At 63.5% G+C, this 20,557-nt stretch carries 15 protein-coding genes, 1 tRNA gene and 1 pseudogene; 10 read left to right on the forward strand and 7 right to left on the reverse strand.

What is annotated here, in order from left to right:
• Positions 1 to 37 precede the first annotated feature (37 nt).
• Both B348_RS0120530 and B348_RS0120535 read left to right on the forward strand, forming a co-directional pair.
• Positions 38 to 110: transfer RNA gene (locus B348_RS0120530), tRNA-Thr, on the forward strand.
• Between the two features lie 136 nt (positions 111 to 246).
• Entirely contained in the window at positions 247 to 552 is a 306-nt protein-coding gene (locus tag B348_RS0120535; protein WP_017737933.1) for a DUF6388 family protein, read from the forward strand.
• Positions 553 to 669: 117 nt separating this feature from the next.
• On the opposite strand, the gene nadC is transcribed toward B348_RS0120535, so the two are convergent.
• Positions 670 to 1,518 carry a carboxylating nicotinate-nucleotide diphosphorylase gene (gene nadC / locus B348_RS0120540; protein ID WP_017737934.1) on the reverse strand — a complete coding sequence of 283 codons (849 nt, stop codon included), beginning with the start codon at positions 1,516 to 1,518 and terminating at the stop codon, positions 670 to 672.
• A 234-nt stretch (positions 1,519 to 1,752) separates the two neighbouring features.
• On the opposite strand from nadC, the pseudogene B348_RS01000000130180 reads away from it, so the two are divergent.
• The 5 genes and pseudogenes from B348_RS01000000130180 to B348_RS0120565 all read left to right on the forward strand — a co-directional run bounded on the left by B348_RS01000000130180 (position 1,753) and on the right by B348_RS0120565 (position 8,096).
• Positions 1,753 to 3,922 (forward strand): annotated as a pseudogene (locus B348_RS01000000130180) (DUF1631 domain-containing protein).
• Between the two features lie 43 nt (positions 3,923 to 3,965).
• Positions 3,966 to 4,529 (forward strand): 1,6-anhydro-N-acetylmuramyl-L-alanine amidase AmpD, encoded by a 564-nt coding sequence (gene ampD / locus B348_RS0120550; RefSeq protein WP_017737935.1) that lies wholly within the window; start codon positions 3,966 to 3,968, stop codon positions 4,527 to 4,529.
• The gene (gene ampE / locus B348_RS0120555; protein WP_017737936.1) at positions 4,526 to 5,362 is read left to right on the forward strand and encodes a regulatory signaling modulator protein AmpE; all 837 of its coding nucleotides are present in this window, start codon (positions 4,526 to 4,528) and stop codon (positions 5,360 to 5,362) included. The genes ampD and ampE overlap by 4 nt, the downstream gene beginning before the upstream one ends.
• Positions 5,363 to 6,836: 1,474 nt before the next feature.
• The gene (locus B348_RS1000000132245) at positions 6,837 to 7,541 is read left to right on the forward strand and encodes a methyl-accepting chemotaxis protein (protein WP_370695313.1); all 705 of its coding nucleotides are present in this window, start codon (positions 6,837 to 6,839) and stop codon (positions 7,539 to 7,541) included.
• A 126-nt stretch (positions 7,542 to 7,667) separates the two neighbouring features.
• Complete coding sequence (locus B348_RS0120565) at positions 7,668 to 8,096, forward strand: hypothetical protein (RefSeq protein ID WP_026136939.1); 429 nt, start codon at positions 7,668 to 7,670, stop codon at positions 8,094 to 8,096.
• Here B348_RS0120565 and B348_RS0120570 read toward each other — a convergent pair.
• Both B348_RS0120570 and cra read right to left on the reverse strand, forming a co-directional pair.
• A complete protein-coding gene (locus B348_RS0120570; protein ID WP_017737939.1) occupies positions 8,043 to 8,819 on the reverse strand; it encodes a TatD family hydrolase in 777 nt (258 codons plus the stop codon). The genes B348_RS0120565 and B348_RS0120570 overlap by 54 nt on opposite strands.
• Before the next feature lie 2 nt (positions 8,820 to 8,821).
• On the reverse strand, positions 8,822 to 9,817 hold the full coding sequence (cra, locus tag B348_RS0120575; RefSeq protein ID WP_017737940.1) for a catabolite repressor/activator: 996 nt from the start codon (positions 9,815 to 9,817) through the stop codon (positions 8,822 to 8,824).
• 293 nt (positions 9,818 to 10,110) lie between these two features.
• On the opposite strand from cra, the gene ptsP reads away from it, so the two are divergent.
• Genes ptsP through B348_RS0120590 form a run of 3 tightly spaced genes read left to right on the forward strand, consistent with a single transcriptional unit; the run spans position 10,111 to position 15,614 of the window.
• A complete protein-coding gene (gene ptsP, locus B348_RS0120580) occupies positions 10,111 to 12,969 on the forward strand; it encodes a phosphoenolpyruvate--protein phosphotransferase (RefSeq protein ID WP_017737941.1) in 2,859 nt (952 codons plus the stop codon).
• On the forward strand, positions 12,970 to 13,890 hold the full coding sequence (gene pfkB, locus B348_RS0120585; RefSeq protein WP_017737942.1) for a 1-phosphofructokinase: 921 nt from the start codon (positions 12,970 to 12,972) through the stop codon (positions 13,888 to 13,890).
• An 11-nt stretch (positions 13,891 to 13,901) separates the two neighbouring features.
• Entirely contained in the window at positions 13,902 to 15,614 is a 1,713-nt protein-coding gene (locus B348_RS0120590; RefSeq protein WP_026136940.1) for a PTS fructose-like transporter subunit IIB, read from the forward strand.
• Positions 15,615 to 15,726: 112 nt separating this feature from the next.
• Here the strand turns inward: B348_RS0120590 and B348_RS0120595 are convergent, their stop codons facing one another.
• From B348_RS0120595 to B348_RS0120610, 4 genes are all read right to left on the reverse strand, one after another.
• Positions 15,727 to 16,722, reverse strand: a complete 996-nt coding sequence (locus B348_RS0120595) for a hydrolase (protein ID WP_017737944.1) — start codon at positions 16,720 to 16,722, stop codon at positions 15,727 to 15,729.
• A gap of 149 nt (positions 16,723 to 16,871) precedes the next feature.
• Complete coding sequence (gene rsmD / locus B348_RS0120600; protein WP_017737945.1) at positions 16,872 to 17,489, reverse strand: 16S rRNA (guanine(966)-N(2))-methyltransferase RsmD; 618 nt, start codon at positions 17,487 to 17,489, stop codon at positions 16,872 to 16,874.
• The gene (locus B348_RS0120605) at positions 17,489 to 18,979 is read right to left on the reverse strand and encodes a pitrilysin family protein (RefSeq protein WP_017737946.1); all 1,491 of its coding nucleotides are present in this window, start codon (positions 18,977 to 18,979) and stop codon (positions 17,489 to 17,491) included. Before B348_RS0120605 ends, rsmD begins: the two co-directional genes overlap by 1 nt.
• Positions 18,972 to 20,327 (reverse strand): pitrilysin family protein, encoded by a 1,356-nt coding sequence (locus B348_RS0120610; protein ID WP_026136941.1) that lies wholly within the window; start codon positions 20,325 to 20,327, stop codon positions 18,972 to 18,974. Before B348_RS0120610 ends, B348_RS0120605 begins: the two co-directional genes overlap by 8 nt.
• Positions 20,328 to 20,557 lie beyond the last annotated feature (230 nt).

The following is a 20,557-nucleotide window of genomic DNA, read 5'->3' on the forward strand; positions in this document are numbered from 1 at the left end:
TGCCGGACACCCGATGCGGTGCTAGCTTTAGCCCACCGCCCGTGTAGCTCAGTTGGTAGAGCAGCGCACTCGTAACGCGAAGGTCGCAGGTTCGATTCCTGTCTCGGGCAAAAAGGCAGCACTGTTTTCAGATGATCCCAGAATGGTTCTGAAGGCCAGACGAGTCGGTATTCACGCCCGCTCTTTTGTATCTGCGCAACCTTGATGACCCAGATGCATCCCCATTCCTCGATCTAAGAGAACGACATGACCACGACTGAAATGACCCAGGAAGTTCGGCACGCAGAAGCCCTCAAGAAATACCTCGAGGGCACGCCGCAGCTTAAAGAAGAGATCAAGGACTTGAGCGCTGATGATCAGCGTGACCAGATCCAGTGGGCATTCGAGGATGAGGCAGAGAGCCAGGGCTTGCAGCCTTGGGAGCTGACCCTCAAGTACACCTCGACAGCGGACGAATTCGACACCGCACGGCTGGCCTTGCACAAGGAGGCGGCTGAAGTGCTGGGTGTTGAGTGGGAAGAGTATTGCGAGATGAATAACCTGGTGGTCTAAGCCAGACACGGCGAGCTTGCTCCCGCTGGGCTGCGTAGCGGCCCCAAAATCTTGGGAGCGCTTCGCACTCCAGCGGGAGCAAGCTCCCTCGCCACACCAGCATGCTGGTGCATTGCCTCAGATACTGAGCCGCATCGACAAATCCACCGCCTTCACATCCTTGGTCATCGCGCCGATGGAGATGTAGTCCACGCCGGTTTCCGCGATCGGCAGCAGCGTGCTTTCATTGATCCCGCCGCTGGCTTCCAGCTTGGCTTTGCCGGCATTCAGGCGAACCGCTTCACGCATATCGTCCAGGCTCAGTTCGTCGAGCATGATGATGTCGGCGCCGGCCGCCAGCGCTTCACGCAATTCTTCCAGGCTCTCCACTTCGATTTCCACCGGTTTGCCCGGCGCGATCTTGTGGGCGGCCGTAATGGCCTGGGCAATGCCACCGCAGGCGGCAATATGGTTTTCCTTGATCAGGAACGCGTCATACAAACCGATGCGGTGGTTGTGACAGCCGCCGCAGGTGACCGCATACTTCTGCGCCAGGCGCAGGCCCGGCAATGTCTTGCGGGTGTCCAGCAGCTTGACCTGGGTGCTGGCGACAAAGTCCGCCAGGAATTGGGCGCGCGTCGCCACACCAGACAGCAGTTGCAGGAAGTTCAGGGCGCTGCGCTCGCCACTGAGCAGCGAGCGGGCCGGGCCTTCGAGGTGGAACAGCGCCTGGTTGGGGCTGACGCGCTCACCGTCGGCCACCTGCCAATGCACGGCGACGCGTGGGTCCAACTGGCGGAATACCGCATCCACCCAGGCGGTGCCGGCAATCACCGCCGCATCGCGGGTAATGATCGTGGCCTTGGCCAGCCGCTCGGCCGGGATCAATTGCGCGGTGATATCGCCGCTGCCGATGTCTTCGAGCAGCGCGCGGCGCACGTTGGCTTCGATTTCGGCGGTGAGGTCGGCAAGACGGAGATTCGGCATAACAGGCTCCACAAACAAAGTGCCTGGATTATAGGGGCAGTGTGCGTTCGAACCCATAACCCACCGCTCAATTACAGCCGAATGACAGAGTTTGCTGGCGCAACTACCCCCATTTGCAAGATAATCTCGCGCCTTGCAATTGGCGTCATAGCTTTGACGTCCTGGTGATGACTGGAATCGCGCAGCGCCCGCGCCATCATTCCCCAACAGACACCGCCGTATCAGGAGGCCAGGATGCACAATGACGGAAAGGTGGTGCCGATCAACAAGGCACAGGCTATGCCATCGCCGCTCGCGCGCTTGCCGGTGGTGTTGCTGCAGGTCCGTGACAAGGCCGCGCAGCAGTTGCAGCAAGGTCTGCAGGAGCTGTTCGATAACGCCGACGACACCCTCTTCGAAATGGCCGACAAGGCGCGCAACAACCTCGATCACCATATTTTCTTTGAAGCCATGCGCGACCTGCGCCTCAAGCGCAAGAATTTCGAGCGCGTGTTCATGGAGCAACTGTTTGCCGCCTTCGCCAGCCTGGGCCTGGCGGGGCAGGGTGAGCGGCAGCTCGTGCCGGTGGTGTCCTACGACGCGGTGCCAGGCACATCCCGCGACGAGCTGGAGAAAGCCGTGGCGCTGGAGGCCATGCTGGGGCGGGTGCGACATCGCGACGGCCTGGCCCTGGGGCAATTGACGGCGCGCTTGAGTGCCGTGCTGGTCCAAGGGCCTGGACGAGCGCGAGAACCCGTTGGGGCCGGCGCTGTTGTGTGAGTTTTTCCTGCGGGCGGGGCGCAGCCTGGGGGTGGAAATCCGCGTCAAGCTGATCATGCTCAAGCTGTTTGAGAAGTACGTGCTCAGCGACGCCGACCAACTGTATGGCGAAGCCAATCAGCTGTTGGTCGCCACCGGCGTGTTGCCCGAACTCAAGGCGGCGCCCTCGCGGCGCCCCGGCGGGCGGGCGGCCCGTGAACACTTGCGTAAAGACAGCGTGCCGGCCACCGATGCACCGCTGGACGAAAACGGCCAGCAAGCGTTTGCCGCCTTGCAGGAACGGCTCAAGGCCGTGCGTGGCAGCGTGGCGCCCACCCTGGAAGCCAGCGCCGAACTTCAGCCGATCGCCACGCGCGACCTGCTGCGGCTGCTGTCCCATTTGCAGCAGTACGTGCCCACGCCAGACACCGAAGACGATGTCGATCTGCGCAACCAGCTTGGCCAGTTGCTGACCCGGGTCAGCGTCAAGAGCGGCAAATCCCGGGTGGTGGAGGTCGCGGACGAAGACGTGATCAACCTGATGGCCCTGCTGTTCGAGTTCATCCGCAAGGACCGCACCTTGCCTGGCGCGCTCAGGGCGTTGATCGCCCGGCTGCAGATTCCGTTGCTGAAAGTTGCGGTGCTGGACAAGAGTTTTTTCAGTCGCCCCAGCCACCCGGTACGTCGGCTGCTCAATGACGTCGGTTGTGCCGCTGTGCAGTGGAGCCCACGGGAGGATTATCAGCGCGACGCCTTGTACCTGCGTATCGAGCAAGTTGTGCAGCGTCTGCTGAATGAGTTTGTCGAAGATCCGGCGATTTTTTCCCAGTTGCTCGTGGAGTTCACGGCGTTTATTGCCGATGAGCAGCGCCGCAGCGCACTGGTCGAGCAGCACACCCGTGACGCCGAACAGGCGCGCGTGTTGAGCGACGCGGCCCGCGAGCGGGTTGCCCAGGTGCTGAATCAACGGCTGCTGGGCAAGGCATTACCGCCCGCCGTGGTGCAGTTTGTACAACAGGCGTGGAGCCAGGTGCTGTTGCTGGCCAGTCTCAAGCATGGCGAGCAGTCGGTGCAGTGGCAGTCGGCGCTGCGCACCCTGGACGAGTTGATCTGGAGCGTCGGCCTGCAAAGCGACACCGAGGCTGGTCGGCATCTGCTGGAACGCCTGCCGGGCCTGCTCAAAGCGTTGCGCGACGGCTTGACCAGCGCCGCGTTCGACCCGTTCAGCACCCGTGAATTCTTTGTGCGCTTGCAGGTATTGCACGTTCAGCCCCTGACGGGCGTCGAAGTGTTGAGCGTCGTCCGTGAGCCCTTTACCTTTGGCGCCGAGGTGCCCGACACGGCCCAGGACTTGCCGGGAGATGACCCCGACCTGATCAGTGCCCTGCAGATGCGCATCGGTGACTGGGTCGAGTTCCAGCAAGGCAACGACGCGGCACTGCGCTGCAAGTTGACGGCGATTGTTGCGCCGGCCAACCGTTACATTTTTATCAACCACACCGGCCTCAAGGTGCTGGAGCAAAACCTCGGCGAACTGGCCCAGGCATTCAAGCGCGGCGACCTGCGCAGGCTTGACGACGGGCTGCTGTTCGACCGGGCGCTGGCCACGGTGCTGGGCAATTTGCGCCAACTCAATCGCGGCAAACCATCGCAACCACAGGGCTGAACGCGGCATACTGGTCACACTTTGTCACGCTCAAGGACCCTGTATGCAGTTGGACCCCCTCAGCGGTTGGTGCAAGGGCATCCGTCATTGCCCTTCGCCCAACTTCAACGAGCGCCCCGCTGGCGAAATCTCGCTGTTGGTGGTGCATAACATCAGCCTGCCACCGGCGCAGTTTGCCACCGGCAAGGTGCAGGAATTTTTCCAGAACCGCCTGGATGTCACGGAACACCCTTACTTTGAAGGGATCGCCGACCTACGCGTGTCCGCGCATTTTCTGATTGAGCGCGACGGCGCCGTAACGCAGTTTGTGTCCTGCATCGACCGAGCGTGGCATGCCGGGGTCTCGTGTTTCGAGGGGCGTGAGACGTGCAATGACTTTTCCCTGGGTATCGAGCTGGAAGGCACGGATGATTTGCCATTCACCGACGCCCAATACACGGCGCTGACCGACCTGACCCGGCAATTGCTGGCGGCTTACCCAGGCATTACCCACCAGCGCATTTGTGGTCACAGCGATATCGCCCCGGGGCGCAAGACCGACCCCGGCCCGGCTTTTGATTGGGCGCGCTTTCGCGGCGCCCTGCAGGATGGAGGACACGCACGATGAGTTTCCTGGTATTGGTGCTGGCGGTGTGGATCGAGAAATTCTCGGCCTTGCGCCAGCGGTTGCAGCGCGACGGTGGATGGCTGCGCGAGCTGGCCAAGCTGGAATCGAGCCCGCGCATGGGCAAGCAGCCCTGGCTGATCCTGGTGCTGCTGGTGTTGCTGCCCGTGGCGTTGCTGGGGCTTCTGCTGCTGGTGCTGGAGCCTGTGGCCTACGGCCTGCTGGCCCTGCCGGTGCACCTGTTGGTGGTGATCTACAGCCTGGGGCGCGGCGATCTACTGGCCGGGCTCGGGCCGTTTCGGGACGCCTGGCGGCGTGGCGACCTGCAAGCCGCCGAGCACGTGGCCGAGCGCGACCTGAAGCTGGGCGCCGACAGTGGCGAGCAACTGCTCGAACGCGTGCAGGGGCATCTGCTGTGGCAGGCGTACCAGAGCTTTTTCGCGGTGATTTTCTGGTACTTCCTGCTGGGCCCGGTCGCGGCACTGGCTTATCGCCTGTTGGCCTTGGCCAGCGAACACAGCCAGAACCCTCTGGTCGCCGAGCGCGCCGGGCAGTTGCGCCATGCGTTTGACTGGCTGCCGGTGCGCTTGCTGGCGGCCAGCTTTGCCCTGGTGGGCAACTTCGTCGCGGTCAGCCGCGTGATGCTCCACGAACTGCTGAGCTGGGACATCAGCGCCGCTCAGTTGGTGGAGAAAGTCGGCCTGGTCGCCGCTGAAATCCCACCACCGGTGGTAGGCGCCGATGGCATCAACAGCCTCGACCGGCTGTGGGAACTGCTGCTGCGCGCGGCGGTGCTGTGGTATGCCGGCTTCGCGATCTGGACCGTGTTGCCCTAAACCCTTGTGGGAGCGGGCAAGCCCGCTCCCACATTTGTTTGTTGTTAACCTTACGTTACAAAACTCCCTTTCAAATTGAGCTATATAGAGGGTGGCGTTCTGCCGCTACCCTGCGCCTCAATAAAAATAAAAGAAAGGGAGTTCACCTGTGAAGAGCTTGCTCTATCCCGCCGTCGCGCTGATGAATCGCTTGAGCTTCGGCATGAAATTCAGCCTGATCAGCGTGTTATTCCTGCTGCCGATGCTGGTCACCAACTATTACCTCGTGCGCGATTCCTGGCGCGAATTCCAGGGCACGCGCATCGAATTGCAAAGCCTGGATTTGCTCGGCAGCAGCCTGGCCCTGCGCCGCGACCTCGAAACCCTGAACAACCAGGTGCAGATCAACGCGACCCTCGGCCAGTCCGGCAAGGCCGGTGACCTGAAGGGCAAGATCAACGCCTTGGAACAGGCAGTGTTGAGCCGCCTGCAAAGCCTCACTGCGATGGCCACCGACCCCGAGCAAATCGCTGCATTTGACGCCAAGCGCGATGAGTTGATCGCCGCCTTCAAGGCCCAGCAGCAGGAAACCTCGCTGCTGAGCAAAAGCGCGCTGATCGGCAAGTTGCTCAACAAGGCGCACATGCTCAGCCAGGTGATTGCCAGCCAGTCCGGCCTGAGCCGCGACCCCCAGGGCGATTTGCGCCAACTTACCGAGCTGATCACCAGCATCACTCCGCAAGTCACCCAGACCCTCGGCGAAGGCCGGGCGATGGGCGCGTATTCCCTGGGCCAGGGTTTTCTCAACTCATCCTCCAGCACACGCTTTGACGAACTCCTGCAGCAGCTGGAAAAACTCCACGGCGAATACGCCCTGAAACTGCAGGATGCCTTGGGCGCCAGCAAGCCCGCTCACGCAGCGCTTGATGGCCTGGCCAAGGCCAGCAATGCCAGCCTCAAGCAAGGCAGCGAGCTGTTTGAAGAACAGGTGGTCATGGCCGAAACCCTCGACGCGCCTTGGCAAGGGTTCTACGACAGCGTCAGCCAACTGATGGCCCAGACCTACCAACTCGACGAGGCGACCCTGACCTTCCTCGGGCAGCAGTTGCAGCAGCGGCTGGCGCAAAACCGCACGCACATGGTCGGACTGGTCTGCGCCCTCTCGGCGGTGTTTTTGCTGATTTTCTATCTGTACGCCGGCTTCTACGCCTCCACCCGCACCACCCTGCGCCGCCTGGGCGCGATGATGGACAAGGTCGCGGCGGGCGATATGACCGTCACCTTCGTCGCCCATAGCCGCGATGAACTGGGCGAGTTGGGCCAGGTGTTCAACGGCACCGTGGCGAAAATCCATGACTTGATCGAACGCGTCGGCCACACCGTCAGCCAGGTCGAACTCCAGGCCGGCCAGGTGGAAACGGTATCGGCCCAGAGCAATCACGCGGTGTCCGGCCAGCGCAGCCAGATCGAACAGGTGGCGACGGCGATGAACCAGATGTCGTCCACCGCCCAGGAAGTGGCGCGCAGCGCGGCGGCGGCGGTGAGCAGCGCCCACAGCGTCAACGATGAAACCGTCAGTGGGCGCAGCCTGGTGCAATCCCAGCAGGGCAGCATTGCGCGGCTGGCCTCGGAGATCGACCAGTCGGTGCGGGTGATCAACCAGTTGGCCACCGACAGCCAGTCCATCAGCAGCGTGTTGGAAGTGATCAAAAGCATTGCTGAGCAAACCAACCTGCTGGCGCTCAATGCCGCCATCGAGGCCGCACGTGCCGGCGAGCAGGGGCGTGGCTTTGCGGTGGTGGCTGATGAGGTGCGCACCCTGGCCCGGCGCACGCAACACTCCACCGAAGAAATCGAGCAGATGATCAGCCGCTTGCACAGCGGTGTGGCGGCGGCGGTGAAGGCCATGGGCAGCAGCCATGAAATGGCGAATGGTACCGTGGGGCAGTCAGAAAAAGTCCAGCAGGCCCTGGAGAACATCCTCGGTGCTGTAGGCATGATCGTCGATCAGAACCAGCAGATTGCCGCCGCCGTGGAGCAGCAAACGGCGGTCGCCCACGATATCGACCAGAACATCGTCGAAATCAATCGCGCTGGCGAGCATGCGGCCCACGGGGCCCATCAGACCGAAGCGGCCAGCCGGCAGTTGTCGATGCAGGTGATTGAGTTGAAGCAATTGATCGGCGCCTTTCGGGTGTAGGAGACGAGAGTAGGACTAAGCATTCAATGGTGTGGCGTTTGTCCTGATTTTGCTGCGGATCTTTTATTGCCAACGGAATAGGTGAGAATTTGTTTCACCTAATCACGGTCTCCAGGAGACTCGGCGATGACCGCAATAATCGGCATTCGGGGGCATTGCGCCCAATGCGATATGACGTTTGAACTCAAGCCCTGGCAGTTGAATGCCATCGCCATCGACGAACCCTTTGAATGCACGTATTGCCAGACGTGTCTCAAGCTCGGTAGCCATAAACAGCTGTGTCAGTTTCGCGCCTTGAACCAGTGGGCATTGGTGCGCCCGAGCATGATCATCCTGACTTGCGCGGCCTTGCTGGTGGCGTTGGTGGCCGAGTGGGTGGGGCTGATCAGCGTGATCGGGCAGTTCAATATCTCGCTGGTGACGGTGCTGATTCATTTCCTGGTGTTGCGTTATGCCCGCTACCGGCAACGCATGACCCTCAACCTGCACAGCGTCAGCCGGCTACCACTCGAACAGCTCGCACGCATTGCGTGTACTCGCCTGCGCGAGCAATAGCGGTTCGATGCCCATGCGCTCGGCCAGGGCGCGGCAAATGTCCGGCAGGTGCTGGGGGCTGTTGCGCTGGCCGGGGTACATGGCGGGAGCCATGTCCGGTGAGTCGGTCTCCAGCACCACGCTGTCCAGCGGCAACTGCGCCAGCACCTTGTGCATGCGCAACGCCTGGGGCCAGGTGGCCGCTCCGCCCAGGCCGAGTTTGAAACCCAGCTTGATATATTCGCGGGCTTCCTCCGTGCTGCCGGCGAAGGCATGGATGATGCCGCCCCGTGGCAGGCGGATGCGCTTGAGGGTGGCGATCACCGCCGCGTGGCTGCGGCGCACATGCAGCAGCGCTGGCAGTTGGAAGTCCACGGCCAGTTTCAGCTGGGCGTCGAACAGGCTTTGCTGGCGCTCGCGGTCCAGGTGTTCGAGAAAGTAATCCAGGCCGATCTCGCCCACCGCACACAGTTGCCGGTGGCCGTTTAGGCGGGTCAGCCAATCCCCCAGTTCCACCAGGTCGGCGGGGCGATGGTCATCGAGATACACCGGGTGCAGGCCAAAGGCTGCGAACAAACCTTCATCCCCTTGCACCAGATCCCACAACCGCTGCCAATTCTGCTGATACACCCCCAGCACCACCATGCGCCGCACGCCGAGTGCGCGGCTGTGGGCGAGGACTTCGCGGCGGTCGCTGTCGAAGTCCGCGAAGTCCAGGTGGGTGTGGGTGTCGATCAGCTCCACGTTCAGGCCTCGCGGATACGCTGCTTGAAGGTCCGGCCGATGGCATGCACGCCCGGCTGGTAATGCTGTTCTTCGATGGCCGCCAGGGCCAGTTTCAGCGCAGTGTCGGCGATCAACTGATGTTGCTGGGCCATGGCGTTGACCGGCAGCGGCAGGAAATCCAGCAACTGGGTGTCACCGAAGGTGCCCAGGCGCAGGGGCCGCGATTTGAGCGGGAAGTCATGCAGTGCATCAAACACGCCTTGCAGCAGCACGTAGGACGTCGTCACCAGTGCGTCAGGCAAATGCCCCAGTTGCTGTAGAAGTTGCTCCATCAGTTGTCGGCCACAGTCGCGGCTGAAGGCGTCGCCTTGTTCGACGATCACCTCGCCGCTGAACCCCTGCAGCGCGTCACGGAAACCCGCCGCGCGCTCCTGGCTGATGCTCAGCTCCGGCCGTGCACCGATCAGCACGATCTGCTTGGGCAGCGGTTGCAGCAAGCTGGCGGTCAGTTGCTGGCAGGCCTGGCGGTCGTCGCTGACCACCGAGCAGAACTGCGCGGTTTCCATCACCCGGTCGATGGCAATGATCGGCAGGCCCTTGGCTTGCAGTTCGCGGTAGCTGTCGTCGCTGGCCGGCAGGCAACTGGCGACAAACAGCGCATCACAGCGCCGCGCGCGAAACAGTTGCAGCAACTGGCGCTCGCTGTTGGCGTCGTCGTCGGAGCTGGCGATCAGCAACTGATAGCCGCGTGCCCGTGCGCCTTGCTCCAGCAGTTTGGCGATACGTGCGTAACTGGGGTTTTCCAGGTCAGGCAGGATAAAACCCAAGGTGCGCGTGTGCCGACTGCGCAGCCCGGCGGCTTGGGGGTTGGGTGTAAACCCATGGGCTTCAACCACGGCACGCACGCGCTCGACGGTAGCGCTGCTGATGCGTTGTTGTTCGGCCTTGCCATTGATGACGTAGCTGGCGGTGGTTACGGACACACCGGCCAAGCGTGCAATATCACTGAGTTTCAAACCGGGATTTCCTTGTTTTCTAGAGCTTGCCCCGACATTTTGTCCAATCGTAACCGATTACTGCACACGACCAATGTCCAAGCTCAAGTGCCGAGCGGTCCTTCAAGGATGCTCAATTAACGCGTAATCTGCCATAAATTCTAGATTAAACGTTTCAGCAGGCGTATTTTTACGATCTTCGCTACTGAGTGGCCACTGCCAATTGACTACTCAGTCAGCTATTACGAGACGCCATTACACTGTTTATTCAAAACAATACCTAGTGCGCCCATCGCACTAACTAGGAGAACGGCATGCTTGAGCTCACCCACGAGCAGATTTCCATGGGCCAGGTGGCTGTGGATAAGTCTGCTGCCTTGCACCTGCTCGCTGAAAAACTGGTGGCCGACGGCCTGGTCGCCGAGGGTTACCTCAGCGGTTTGCAAGCCCGTGAAGCCCAAGGCTCGACCTTTCTCGGCCAAGGTATTGCGATCCCCCACGGCACCCCTGAAACCCGCGACCAGGTGTTTGCCACCGGCGTGCGCCTGCTGCAGTTCCCCGAAGGGGTGGACTGGGGCGACGGCCAGATCGTCTACCTGGCGATTGGCATTGCCGCCAAATCCGATGAACACCTGCGCCTGCTGCAACTGCTGACCCGCGCCCTCGGTGAGACCGACCTCGGCCAGGCACTGCGCCGCGCCGGTAGTGCCGAAGCGTTGCTCAAACTGTTGCAAGGCGCGCCGCAAGAACTGGCGCTGGATGCACAGATGATCAGCCTGGGCGTGTCGGCCGATGATTTCGAAGAGCTTGTCTGGAGAGGTGCGCGTCTGTTGCGCCAGGCCGACTGTGTGAGCAACGGTTTCGCCGCCGTGTTGCAGCAGGTCGATGCACTGCCCCTGGGCGATGGCCTGTGGTGGCTGCATAGCGAGCAGACCGTCAAGCGCCCGGGCCTGGCGTTTGTCACCCCGGACAAACCCATGCGCTACCTCGGCCAGCCGCTCAACGGCCTGTTCTGCCTGGCCAGCCTCGGCGAAGCCCACCAAACCTTGCTGGAGCGCCTGTGCGCCTTGCTGATCGAAGGCCGTGGCCAGGAATTGGGCCGCGCCACCAGCAGCCGCGCCGTACTCGAAGTGCTCGGCGGCGAACTGCCGCCCGACTGGCCCAACGCGCGCATCACCCTGGCCAACGCCCACGGCCTGCATGCGCGGCCGGCGAAGATCCTCGCGCAATTGGCAAAAAGTTTTGACGGCGATCTGCGCGTACGCATCGTCGATGGCCCAGTGGGCGCCGTCTCGGTCAAGAGCTTGAGCAAACTGCTGAGCCTCGGCGCCCGTCGTGGCCAGGTGCTGGAATTTGTCGCCGAACCGACGATTGCCGGCGACGCGCTGCCAGCGCTGTTGGCCGCCGTCGCAGAGGGCCTGGGTGAAGAGATCGAGCCGCTGCCGACCGTCACCGCGCAACCGACCACTGTCGATATCGAACCGGCGCTCAGCGCACCGTTGAGCGGCAGCCAGCTGCAGGCCATCGCCGCCGCGCCGGGCATCGCCATCGGCCCGGCGCATATCCAGATTCAACAGGTGTTCGACTACCCGCTGCGCGGCGAGTCCTCGGCCATCGAGCGCCAACGCCTGCAAGCCGCCCTGGCCGATGTGCGCCGTGATATCCAAGGCCTGATCGAACGCAGCCAGGCCAAGGCGATCCGCGAAATTTTCATCACCCACCAGGAAATGCTCGACGACCCGGAACTCACCGACGAAGTCGACACCCGCCTCAAGCAAGGCGAAAGCGCCGAAGCCGCGTGGATGAGCGTGATCGAAGCCGCCGCCAAGCAGCAGGAGTCGTTGCAGGACGCCTTGCTCGCCGAGCGCGCCGCCGACCTGCGCGACATTGGCCGTCGCGTGCTGGCGCAACTGTGCGGCGTCGAAACCGCCCGCGAACCCAGCGAGCCGTACATCCTGGTGATGGACGAAGTCGGCCCGTCCGACGTGGCGCGTCTTGATCCGACCCGTGTCGCCGGCATCCTCACCGCCCGTGGCGGCGCCACGGCCCACAGTGCCATCGTCGCCCGTGCCCTGGGCATTCCGGCGCTGGTGGGCGCGGGTCCCGCCGTGTTGCTGCTGGCCTCCGGCACGCCCTTGCTGCTGGACGGCCAGCGTGGCCGCCTGCATGTGGACGCCGACGCGGCCACCCTGCAACGTGCCACCGTCGAGCGCGACACCCGCGAACAACGCCTGCAAGCCGCCTCGGCCCAGCGCCACGAACCGGCGTTGACCCGTGACGGTCACGCCGTGGAAGTGTTCGCCAATATCGGCGAAAGCGCCGGTGTGGCCAGTGCGGTAGAGCAGGGTGCCGAAGGCATTGGTCTGCTGCGCACCGAACTGATTTTCATGGCCCACCCGCAAGCGCCGGACGAAGCGACCCAGGAAGCCGAATACCGCCGCGTCCTCGATGGCCTCGGCGGGCGTCCGCTGGTGGTGCGCACCCTTGATGTGGGCGGCGACAAACCGCTGCCGTATTGGCCGATTGCCCAGGAAGAAAACCCCTTCCTCGGCGTGCGCGGCATTCGCCTGACCTTGCAACGCCCGCAGATCATGGAAGCGCAATTGCGCGCGCTACTACGTTCCGCGGATAGCCGCCCGCTGCGCATCATGTTCCCCATGGTCGGCAGCGTCGATGAATGGCGCGCTGCCCGCGACATGACCGAGCGCCTGCGCCTGGAAATCCCGGTGGCCGACCTGCAACTGGGGATCATGATCGAAGTGCCATCCGCCGCCTTGCTCGCCCCGGTGCTGGCCAAGGAAGTGGACTTCTTCAGCGTCGGCACCAATGACCTGACCCAGTACACCCTGGCCATCGACCGTGGCCATCCGACCCTGTCCGCCCAGGCCGATGGCCTGCACCCGGCGGTGTTGCAACTGATCGACATCACCGTGCGCGCGGCCCATGCCCATGGCAAATGGGTCGGTGTGTGCGGCGAGCTGGCGGCCGATCCGCTGGCGGTGCCGGTGCTGATCGGCCTGGGGGTGGACGAGTTGAGCGTGTCGGCCCGCAGCATTCCCGAAGTGAAGGCGCGGGTGCGTGAATTCAGTCTGAGCGAGGCCCAGGGCCTGGCGCAAAAAGCCCTTGCGGTGGGTTCGCCCGCCGAAGTGCGTGCCCTTGTGGAGGCCGTGTAGATGGCAAGGATTTTGACCCTGACGCTGAACCCGGCGTTGGACCTGACCATTCGCCTGGCGCGCCTGGAGGCGGGTGAGGTTAACCGCAGCGAAACCATGCTCACCCATGCCGCCGGCAAAGGCGTGAATGTGGCGCAGGTGTTGGCTGACCTCGGCCATCAAGTGAGCGTGGGTGGCTTCCTGGGCGAAGACAATCCACAGGCATTTGACGCGCTGATCGCCCGCCGTGGGTTTGCCGACGCGTTCATCCGCGTGCCCGGCGAAACCCGCAGCAATATCAAGATCGCCGAACAGGACGGGCGGGTCACCGACATCAATGCGCCGGGGCCGCACGTGAGTGAACAGGCGCAGCACGCTTTGCTCGAAAAGCTGGCGCAGATGGCACCCGGTTTTGATGCGGTCGTCGTTGCAGGCAGCTTGCCCCGTGGTGTCAGCTCGCAGTGGTTTCAAGGCTTGCTGGAAACCCTGAAAAACCTCGGCTTGAAAGTCGCCCTCGACACCAGCGGCGCAGCGTTGCGCGCCGGTTTGCAGGCGGGCCCGTGGTTGGTCAAACCCAACACCGAAGAGCTGGCCGATGCCCTGGGCAATGCCCCCGATGCCATCAGCCAATTGCACCAATTGGGCGTGGAGCATGTGGTGGTGTCCGACGGCGCTGCCGGCGTGAACTGGTACCGCCCCGGCGCTGCGTTGCATGCCACGCCGCCAGAGGTCACGGTGGCCAGTACGGTGGGCGCGGGCGACTCGCTGCTCGCTGGCATGCTCCACGGTTTGCTCAGTGGCGACACCCCCGAGCAGACCTTGCGCCGCGCCACGGCGATTGCCGCGATGGCGGTGACGCAGATCGGTTTTGGCATCAGCGATGACGCGCAGTTGGCGCGCCTCGAAAGCGGCGTCGACGTACGCACGCTGACAGAACAATAAGAGGGTTTGTGATGAAGTTAGCCATTGTTACTGCCTGCCCGAACGGTATGGTCACCAGTGTGCTGTGCGCCCGCTTGCTGGACGCCGCCGCGCAACGCCAGGGCTGGAGCACCAGCGTCGAAGTGGTCGACGTGCAGCGCCCGGAGCGTCAGTTGTCCCAAGGGACCATCGACGACGCCGAGTGGGTGTTGCTGGTCAGCAGCACGCCGGTGGACATGCAGCGGTTTGTCGGCAAGCGCGTGTTCCAGAGCACGCCGGCCCAGGCGCTGGCAGATGTCGAAGCGGTGCTGCGCCGTGGCGCCGAAGAGGCGGCGGTGTTTGTCGCCCCTGCAGGCGCCGCCAAGCACGCGCCGCGTATCGTCGCCGTCACCGCCTGCCCGACCGGCGTGGCCCACACCTTCATGGCCGCCGAAGCCTTGCAGCAGACCGCCAAGCGCCTGGGCTACGACTTGCAGGTCGAGACCCAGGGTTCGGTCGGCGCGCGTACGCCGTTGAGCCCGCAAGCCATCGCCGATGCCGACGTGGTGTTGTTGGCGGCGGACATCGAAGTCGCCACCGAGCGCTTCGCCGGCAAGAAGATCTACCGTTGCGGCACCGGCATTGCCCTCAAGCAATCCGAGGCGACCCTCAACAAGGCCCTGGCCGAAGGCGCGGTAGAAAGCACCGGCAGCGCGGCGGTGGCCAAGGCGGAAAAGACCGGCGTGTACAAACACCTGCTTACGGGTGTGTCGTTCATGCTGCCGATGGTGGTGGCGGGCGGTTTGTTGATTGCACTGTCATTTATGTTCGGCATCACCGCGTTTGAAGAGAAAGGCACCCTCGCTGCCGCGTTGAAAACCGTGGGCGATCACGCGTTCACCTTGATGGTGCCGCTGCTGGCAGGCTACGTCGCCTACTCGATCGCCGACCGTCCGGCCCTGGCCCCCGGCATGATCGGCGGGCTGCTGGCGACGACGTTGGGCGCGGGCTTTATCGGCGGGCTGTTCGCCGGGTTCCTGGCGGGCTACTGCGTCAAGTTGATCACCCGGGCGATCCCCTTGCCACAAAGCCTGGATGCGCTGAAACCGATCCTGATCATCCCGTTGCTGGCGAGCCTGGTCACGGGGCTGGCAATGATCTACCTGATCGGGCCGCCGGTGGCGCGCATGCTGGCGGGCCTGACGGAATACCTCAACTCCATGGGCACGACCAACGCGGTGCTGTTGGGCATCCTGTTGGGCGGCATGATGTGCGTCGATCTGGGTGGGCCGATCAACAAGGCGGCGTATGCATTCTCCGTCGGCATGTTGGCGGCGCACAGCGGTGGCCCGATTGCGGCGACCATGGCGGCCGGCATGGTGCCACCGATTGGCATGGGCATCGCCACCTTCCTCGCACGGCGCAAGTTTGCGCAGACGGAGCGCGAGGCGGGCAAGGCCGCGATCATCCTGGGGATGGTGTTTATCTCCGAAGGTGCGATTCCCTTCGCCGCCAAGGACCCGCTGCGCGTGATCCCGTCCAGCATCGCCGGCGGCGCGTTGGCCGGTGCCTTGTCGATGTACTTCGGTTGCAAACTGGCGGCGCCCCACGGTGGCCTGGCGGTGCTGGTGATCCCGAATGCGATGAACCATGCGTTGCTGTATTTGCTGGCAATTGTGGCCGGTAGCTTGCTGACGGGGTTGGTGTACGCAGTGATCAAGCGCCCGGAAGTGGTCGAACTGTCGGTCGCCCCCGCCAAAGCCTGACTTGGAATGCAGTGAAAAACTGTGGGAGCTGGCTTGCCTGCGATAGCGGTGGGTCAGCTTGCACATTTACTGCTGATACACCGCTATCGCAGGCAAGCCAGCTCCCACAGGTTCAACCGTGTTGTGTCAGTAGCCATTGGGGGATGCGGCGTTCGAGGTAGTAGCCTGGGCGTTTGAGCGTTCCGTCGACAAATCCGACATGCCCGCCTTTGGCCGTCAATTCAAATTCGGTGCAGTCCGATAACTCACCAGCCTCCGGCAAGCTGTGCGCAAACACAAACGGATCATCCGCCGCATGAATGATCAGCGTCGGCGTACGAATCTCACCCAGATAATAGCGACTCGACGCCCGGCGATAGTAATCCTCGGCACTGAGAAACCCATGCAATGGCGCCGTCACCCGCCCATCGAAATCCCAGAACGTGCGCATCTTCTCCAGCGAACCCAAGGCTTCCAGGGTCTTCAGCCCGTCCGCGCGGCCGTCCTGCAGGAACCGGCGCTGCTTGACGCGGATATACGTCAGCATTTCCCGCATGAAGTGCTTCTGATAAACCCGCGAAAAGCCCAGGCCGATACGGTCCGCGCATTGATCCAGGCGAAACGGCACCGACACCGCTGCCGCGCCCTGCAACCCCGCTGCCGCGCCGGTCTCACCCAGGTGCTTGAGCAACACATTGCCCCCCAGCGAGTAACCCACCGCATACAGCGGCGCCAACGGTCGCTTGGCACGCAGATGAGCAATCGCGGCGGCCAGGTCTTCGCTGGCGCCGGAGTGATAGCTGCGCGCCAACAGGTTCGGCTCCCCCGAACACCCACGCCAGTTCAGCGCTGCGCTGGCCCAGCCTTGGCGGGCGAGGGCTTTTTGCAGGCCGGCGACGTAGGGCGAGTTGGATGAGCCGGTCAGCCCGTGCAGCACCAGCACCAACGGCGCCTGGGCGTCGTGGGGGCCGTGCCAGTCGAGGTCGAGGAAGTCGCCGTCGTCCAGCCACAGGCGCTCGCGTTGGCGTTCGATGTGGGTCGTGGGGCGCCACAGCGGCCCCCACAGCGTTTGCAGGTGGGGGTTGCCGAGGCCGAAGGCGGGGGTGAACAGGTGGTTAGAAGGTTCCATGGATTCCCCGGTGTTGTGGCGAGGGAGCTTGCTCCCGCTGGGCTGCGCAGCAGCCCCATCAAGAACACCGCATGTATTCAGTCAGAACACTGTTGCCGGTTTTGGGGCTGCTTCGCACCCCAGCGGGAGCAAGCTCCCTCGCCACAGGGTCAGGCGGCGCTTTCGACTAAGCGGTGCCATAGCGCGTAGTACACCCGACCGGACTTCTGCTCCCGGTGCAGGCGCCAGGCACCCGGCAGGCCCAGGGTGGAAGGCGCGGTCTCGCTTTCAGTGTAGATCCACGCATCCGGCGCCAGCCATTGGCGTTTTTCCAGCAGCGCGCACACGGTCGGCAGCAGGTTCTGGTTGAACGGCGGGTCGAGGAACACCACGTCGTACTCGCTGGCCGGCTGGGTTTCCAGGTAGCGCAGGGCATCGGCGGTTTGCACCTGGCCGTTGGTGCAGCGCAGGGTGCCCAAGTGTTCCTTGAGGCTGGAGACCGCGACGTTGCTTGCATCCAGCGCCTGGGCCTGGGCCGCGCCACGGGACAGTGCTTCCAGGAACAGCGCGCCGCTGCCGGCGAACGGGTCCAGCACCTTGGCGCCGCCGATGTACGGTGCGAGCCAGTTGAACAGGGTTTCACGCACGCGGTCTGGCGTTGGGCGCAGGCCCACGACGTCGGGGAAGCTCAGCTTGCGGCTGCCCCATTCACCGCCAATGATGCGCAGTTGGCCCACGCCGTTGTGGACGTTGTGGACGGGTTTTTTCGGGCGAGATGTACTGGCCATTAATGCTCCGGGACCCCGAGCGGCTGCTCGGCGGGTTTATCAGTAGGGGGCGGTAGTGGCTTTTGCGCAGTGGTCGGGCCGGCGGTCACGATGACCATCTTGTCGGCGCTCAAGTGTTTGTTCATGGCAGCCTTGACCTGCTCTACGGTCAGGGCCTGGGATTGTTTCATGAAATCTTCCAGATAGGTCAGCGGCAGGTTGTAGAAACCCATCGCGCCCAGTTGCCCGACGATATCGGCGTTGCTCGCGGTCGACAGCGGGAAGCTGCCGGCCAGCTCGCGCTTGGCGTCATCCAGTTCTTTTTGGGTCGGGCCGGTCTTCAGGTAGTCCGCCACTACATCCTCAACCAGGCGCAGGGTACCGCCGCTCATTTCGGCGCGGGTCTGCAGGTTGATCATGAACGGGCCGCGCACCTGCATCGGTGAGAAACCGGAGTACACGCCGTAGGTCAGGCCGCGTTTCTCGCGCACTTCGCTCATCAGACGCGTACCGAAGCCACCGCCGCCGAGGATCTGGTTGCCCAGGGACAAGGCTGCGTAGTCCGGGTCGGCGCGGTCGATGCCGAGTTGGGCGAACAGCAAATGCGTCTGCTTGGACGGAAACTCGATATGGCTCAGGCCGGCTTTAGGCTCGGTGGGCTGGGCGATCTTCGCCAGCGCCGGGCCTTTGGGCAGCGATGCCGACACCTTGGCCGTCATGGCTTCGGCTTCGGCGCGGGTCAGGTCGCCGACCACCGCAATCACCGCATTGCCAGCGGCATAGGCCTTGGCGTGGAAGCCCTGCAACTGCGCGAGGCTGATCTTCGGCACGCTCTCTGGCGTGCCTTCGCTTGGGTGCGCGTAAGGGTGGTCGCCGTACAGGCGCTTGAACAGCTCCAGGCTGGCCAGCTTGGCCGGGTTCTGCTTCTGGTATTCGAAGCCGGCGAGGATCTGGTTCTTGATGCGCGCCAGGGAGTCGGCCGGGAAGGTCGGCTTGCCGATCACGTCGTCAAACAGCGACAGGGCGGCGTCGCGCTTGTCGCCGGCGCTCAGGCTGCGCAGGGACACCAGCGCCATGTCGCGGTAGGCACCATTGCCGAAGTCGGCGCCCAGGCCTTCGAAGTCGCGGGCGATCTGGCTCACATCCTTGCCTGGCACGCCTTCGTTGAGCATGGCGTTGGTCATCAGCGCCAGGCCCGGCACGGCGCCGTCCTGGCTGCTGCCGGCGGCGAACAGGATGCGCAGGTCGAACATCGGCAGTTCATGGGCTTCGACGAACAGCACCTTGGCGCCTTCGGCGGTGGTCCAGGTTTGCACGTCGAGCTTGCGGTTGGTTGGCGCCTTGCCATCCAGTTCCGCCAAGGATTGCAGGGTGCTGGCCGATTGGGCCTTTTCCAGCGCCGGGCTGGCGATGGATTCGCTCGGGCGCAGGAAATACACGGCGCCGGCGGCGAGCAGGGTGACGGCGATCAGGCCGGGTAGGATCAGGCGGCTGCTTTTGCGATCACTCATGAGCGGTCTCCTCAGGCAGGACATGGGCGACGCTGAGACGTTCGCGGGTGAAGTAGGTGCGCGCGGCTTTCTGGATATCTTCCGGGGTCACGCTTTGCAGGTCGGCAAGCTCGGTGTCCATCAGCTTCCAGGACAGGCCGACGGTTTCCAGCGAGCCGATGGCCGTGGCCTGGCTGGTGATGGAGTCACGCTGGTAGACCAGGCCGGCGATGACCTGGGCGCGGATGCGTTCCAGCTCGGCGGCGGTCGGTGGCTTGGCCTTGAGTTCGTCCAGCAGGCGCCACAGGCCGGCTTCGGCTTGGGCGATGGTCTTTTTCTTCTGCTGGTTCGGCGTGGCCGAGAGGGTGAACAGGCTGTCGCCACGGGTGTAGGCGTCGTAGTTGGTGGAGGCGGCGGAAACCAGTTCTTCACCGCGCTCCAACTGCTCGGAGATACGGGCGCTGTAGCCGCCGTCCAGCAGGGCGGAGATCAGGCGCAGGGCCTGGACCGAGCGTTTGTCTTCGGCGGTGACCAGGCCGGGCACGTTGAAACCGAGGATCACGCTGGGCAGTTGGGTCTGCACTTTCATGGTCAGCAGGCGTTCGCCGGGCTCGGCCAGCTCCATCGGGACCTTGGCCGGTGGCACGTCACGCTTGGGGATCGGGCCGAAGTAGCGCTGGGCCAGGGTCTTCACCTCATCCGGGGTGACGTCGCCGACCACCACCAGGGTGGCGTTGTTCGGCACGTACCAGGCTTGGTACCAGTGGCGCAGCTCTTCGACCTTCATGCGCTCCAGGTCAGCCATCCAGCCGATGGTCGGCGTGTGGTAGCCGCTGGCCGGGTAGGCCATGGCCTTGAAGCGCTCGTAGGCCTTGGACATGGGATTGTCGTCGGTGCGCAGGCGGCGTTCTTCTTTGATGACCTCGATTTCGCGGCTGAATTCGTCGGCCGGCAGGCGCAGGCTGGCCATGCGGTCGGCTTCGAGCTCGAAGGCCACGCCCAGGCGGTCACGGGCCAGCACCTGGTAGTAGGCGGTGTAGTCGTCGCTGGTGAAGGCGTTTTCTTCGGCGCCGAGGTCGCGCAGGATCAGCGAGGCTTCGCCGGGGCCGACCTTGGCGCTGCCCTTGAACATCATGTGCTCCAGGGCGTGGGACAAACCGGTCTGGCCCGGGGTTTCGTAGCTTGAACCGACCTTGTACCAGACCTGGGAAACCACCACTGGCGCGCGATGGTCTTCGCGTACGACGACCTTGAGGCCGTTATCCAGGGTGAATTCATGGGTGGGTTGTGGATCGGCAGCCAAGGCTGAAAGAGGCAGACAAACTGTGCTGAACAGCAGGCCTGCGGCGCGGCGGGCTAGAGCATTCATTCGTTTTTAAACCTGTTGGGCTGCCCGCTTGGTCTTAGCGTCGGCGGGCGAGGAGGTGCTAGGATACTGGTCGGATTTACGGACGGCCACTGCGGCAGTCCTGTTAAGGCCCGATTTAGGCCTTACAAGATGTTGCGCATGAACGAGCTGGCTAAAAAACAGTCTGTTACGCATCGAATTTTATTTACCGACGTGCCCCTCTGGCGCGTCGCTACCTTGAGATAGCCGTC

Origin of the sequence: Pseudomonas sp. CBZ-4, from assembly GCF_000346755.1 — a bacterium.
GTDB lineage: Bacteria > Pseudomonadota > Gammaproteobacteria > Pseudomonadales > Pseudomonadaceae > Aquipseudomonas.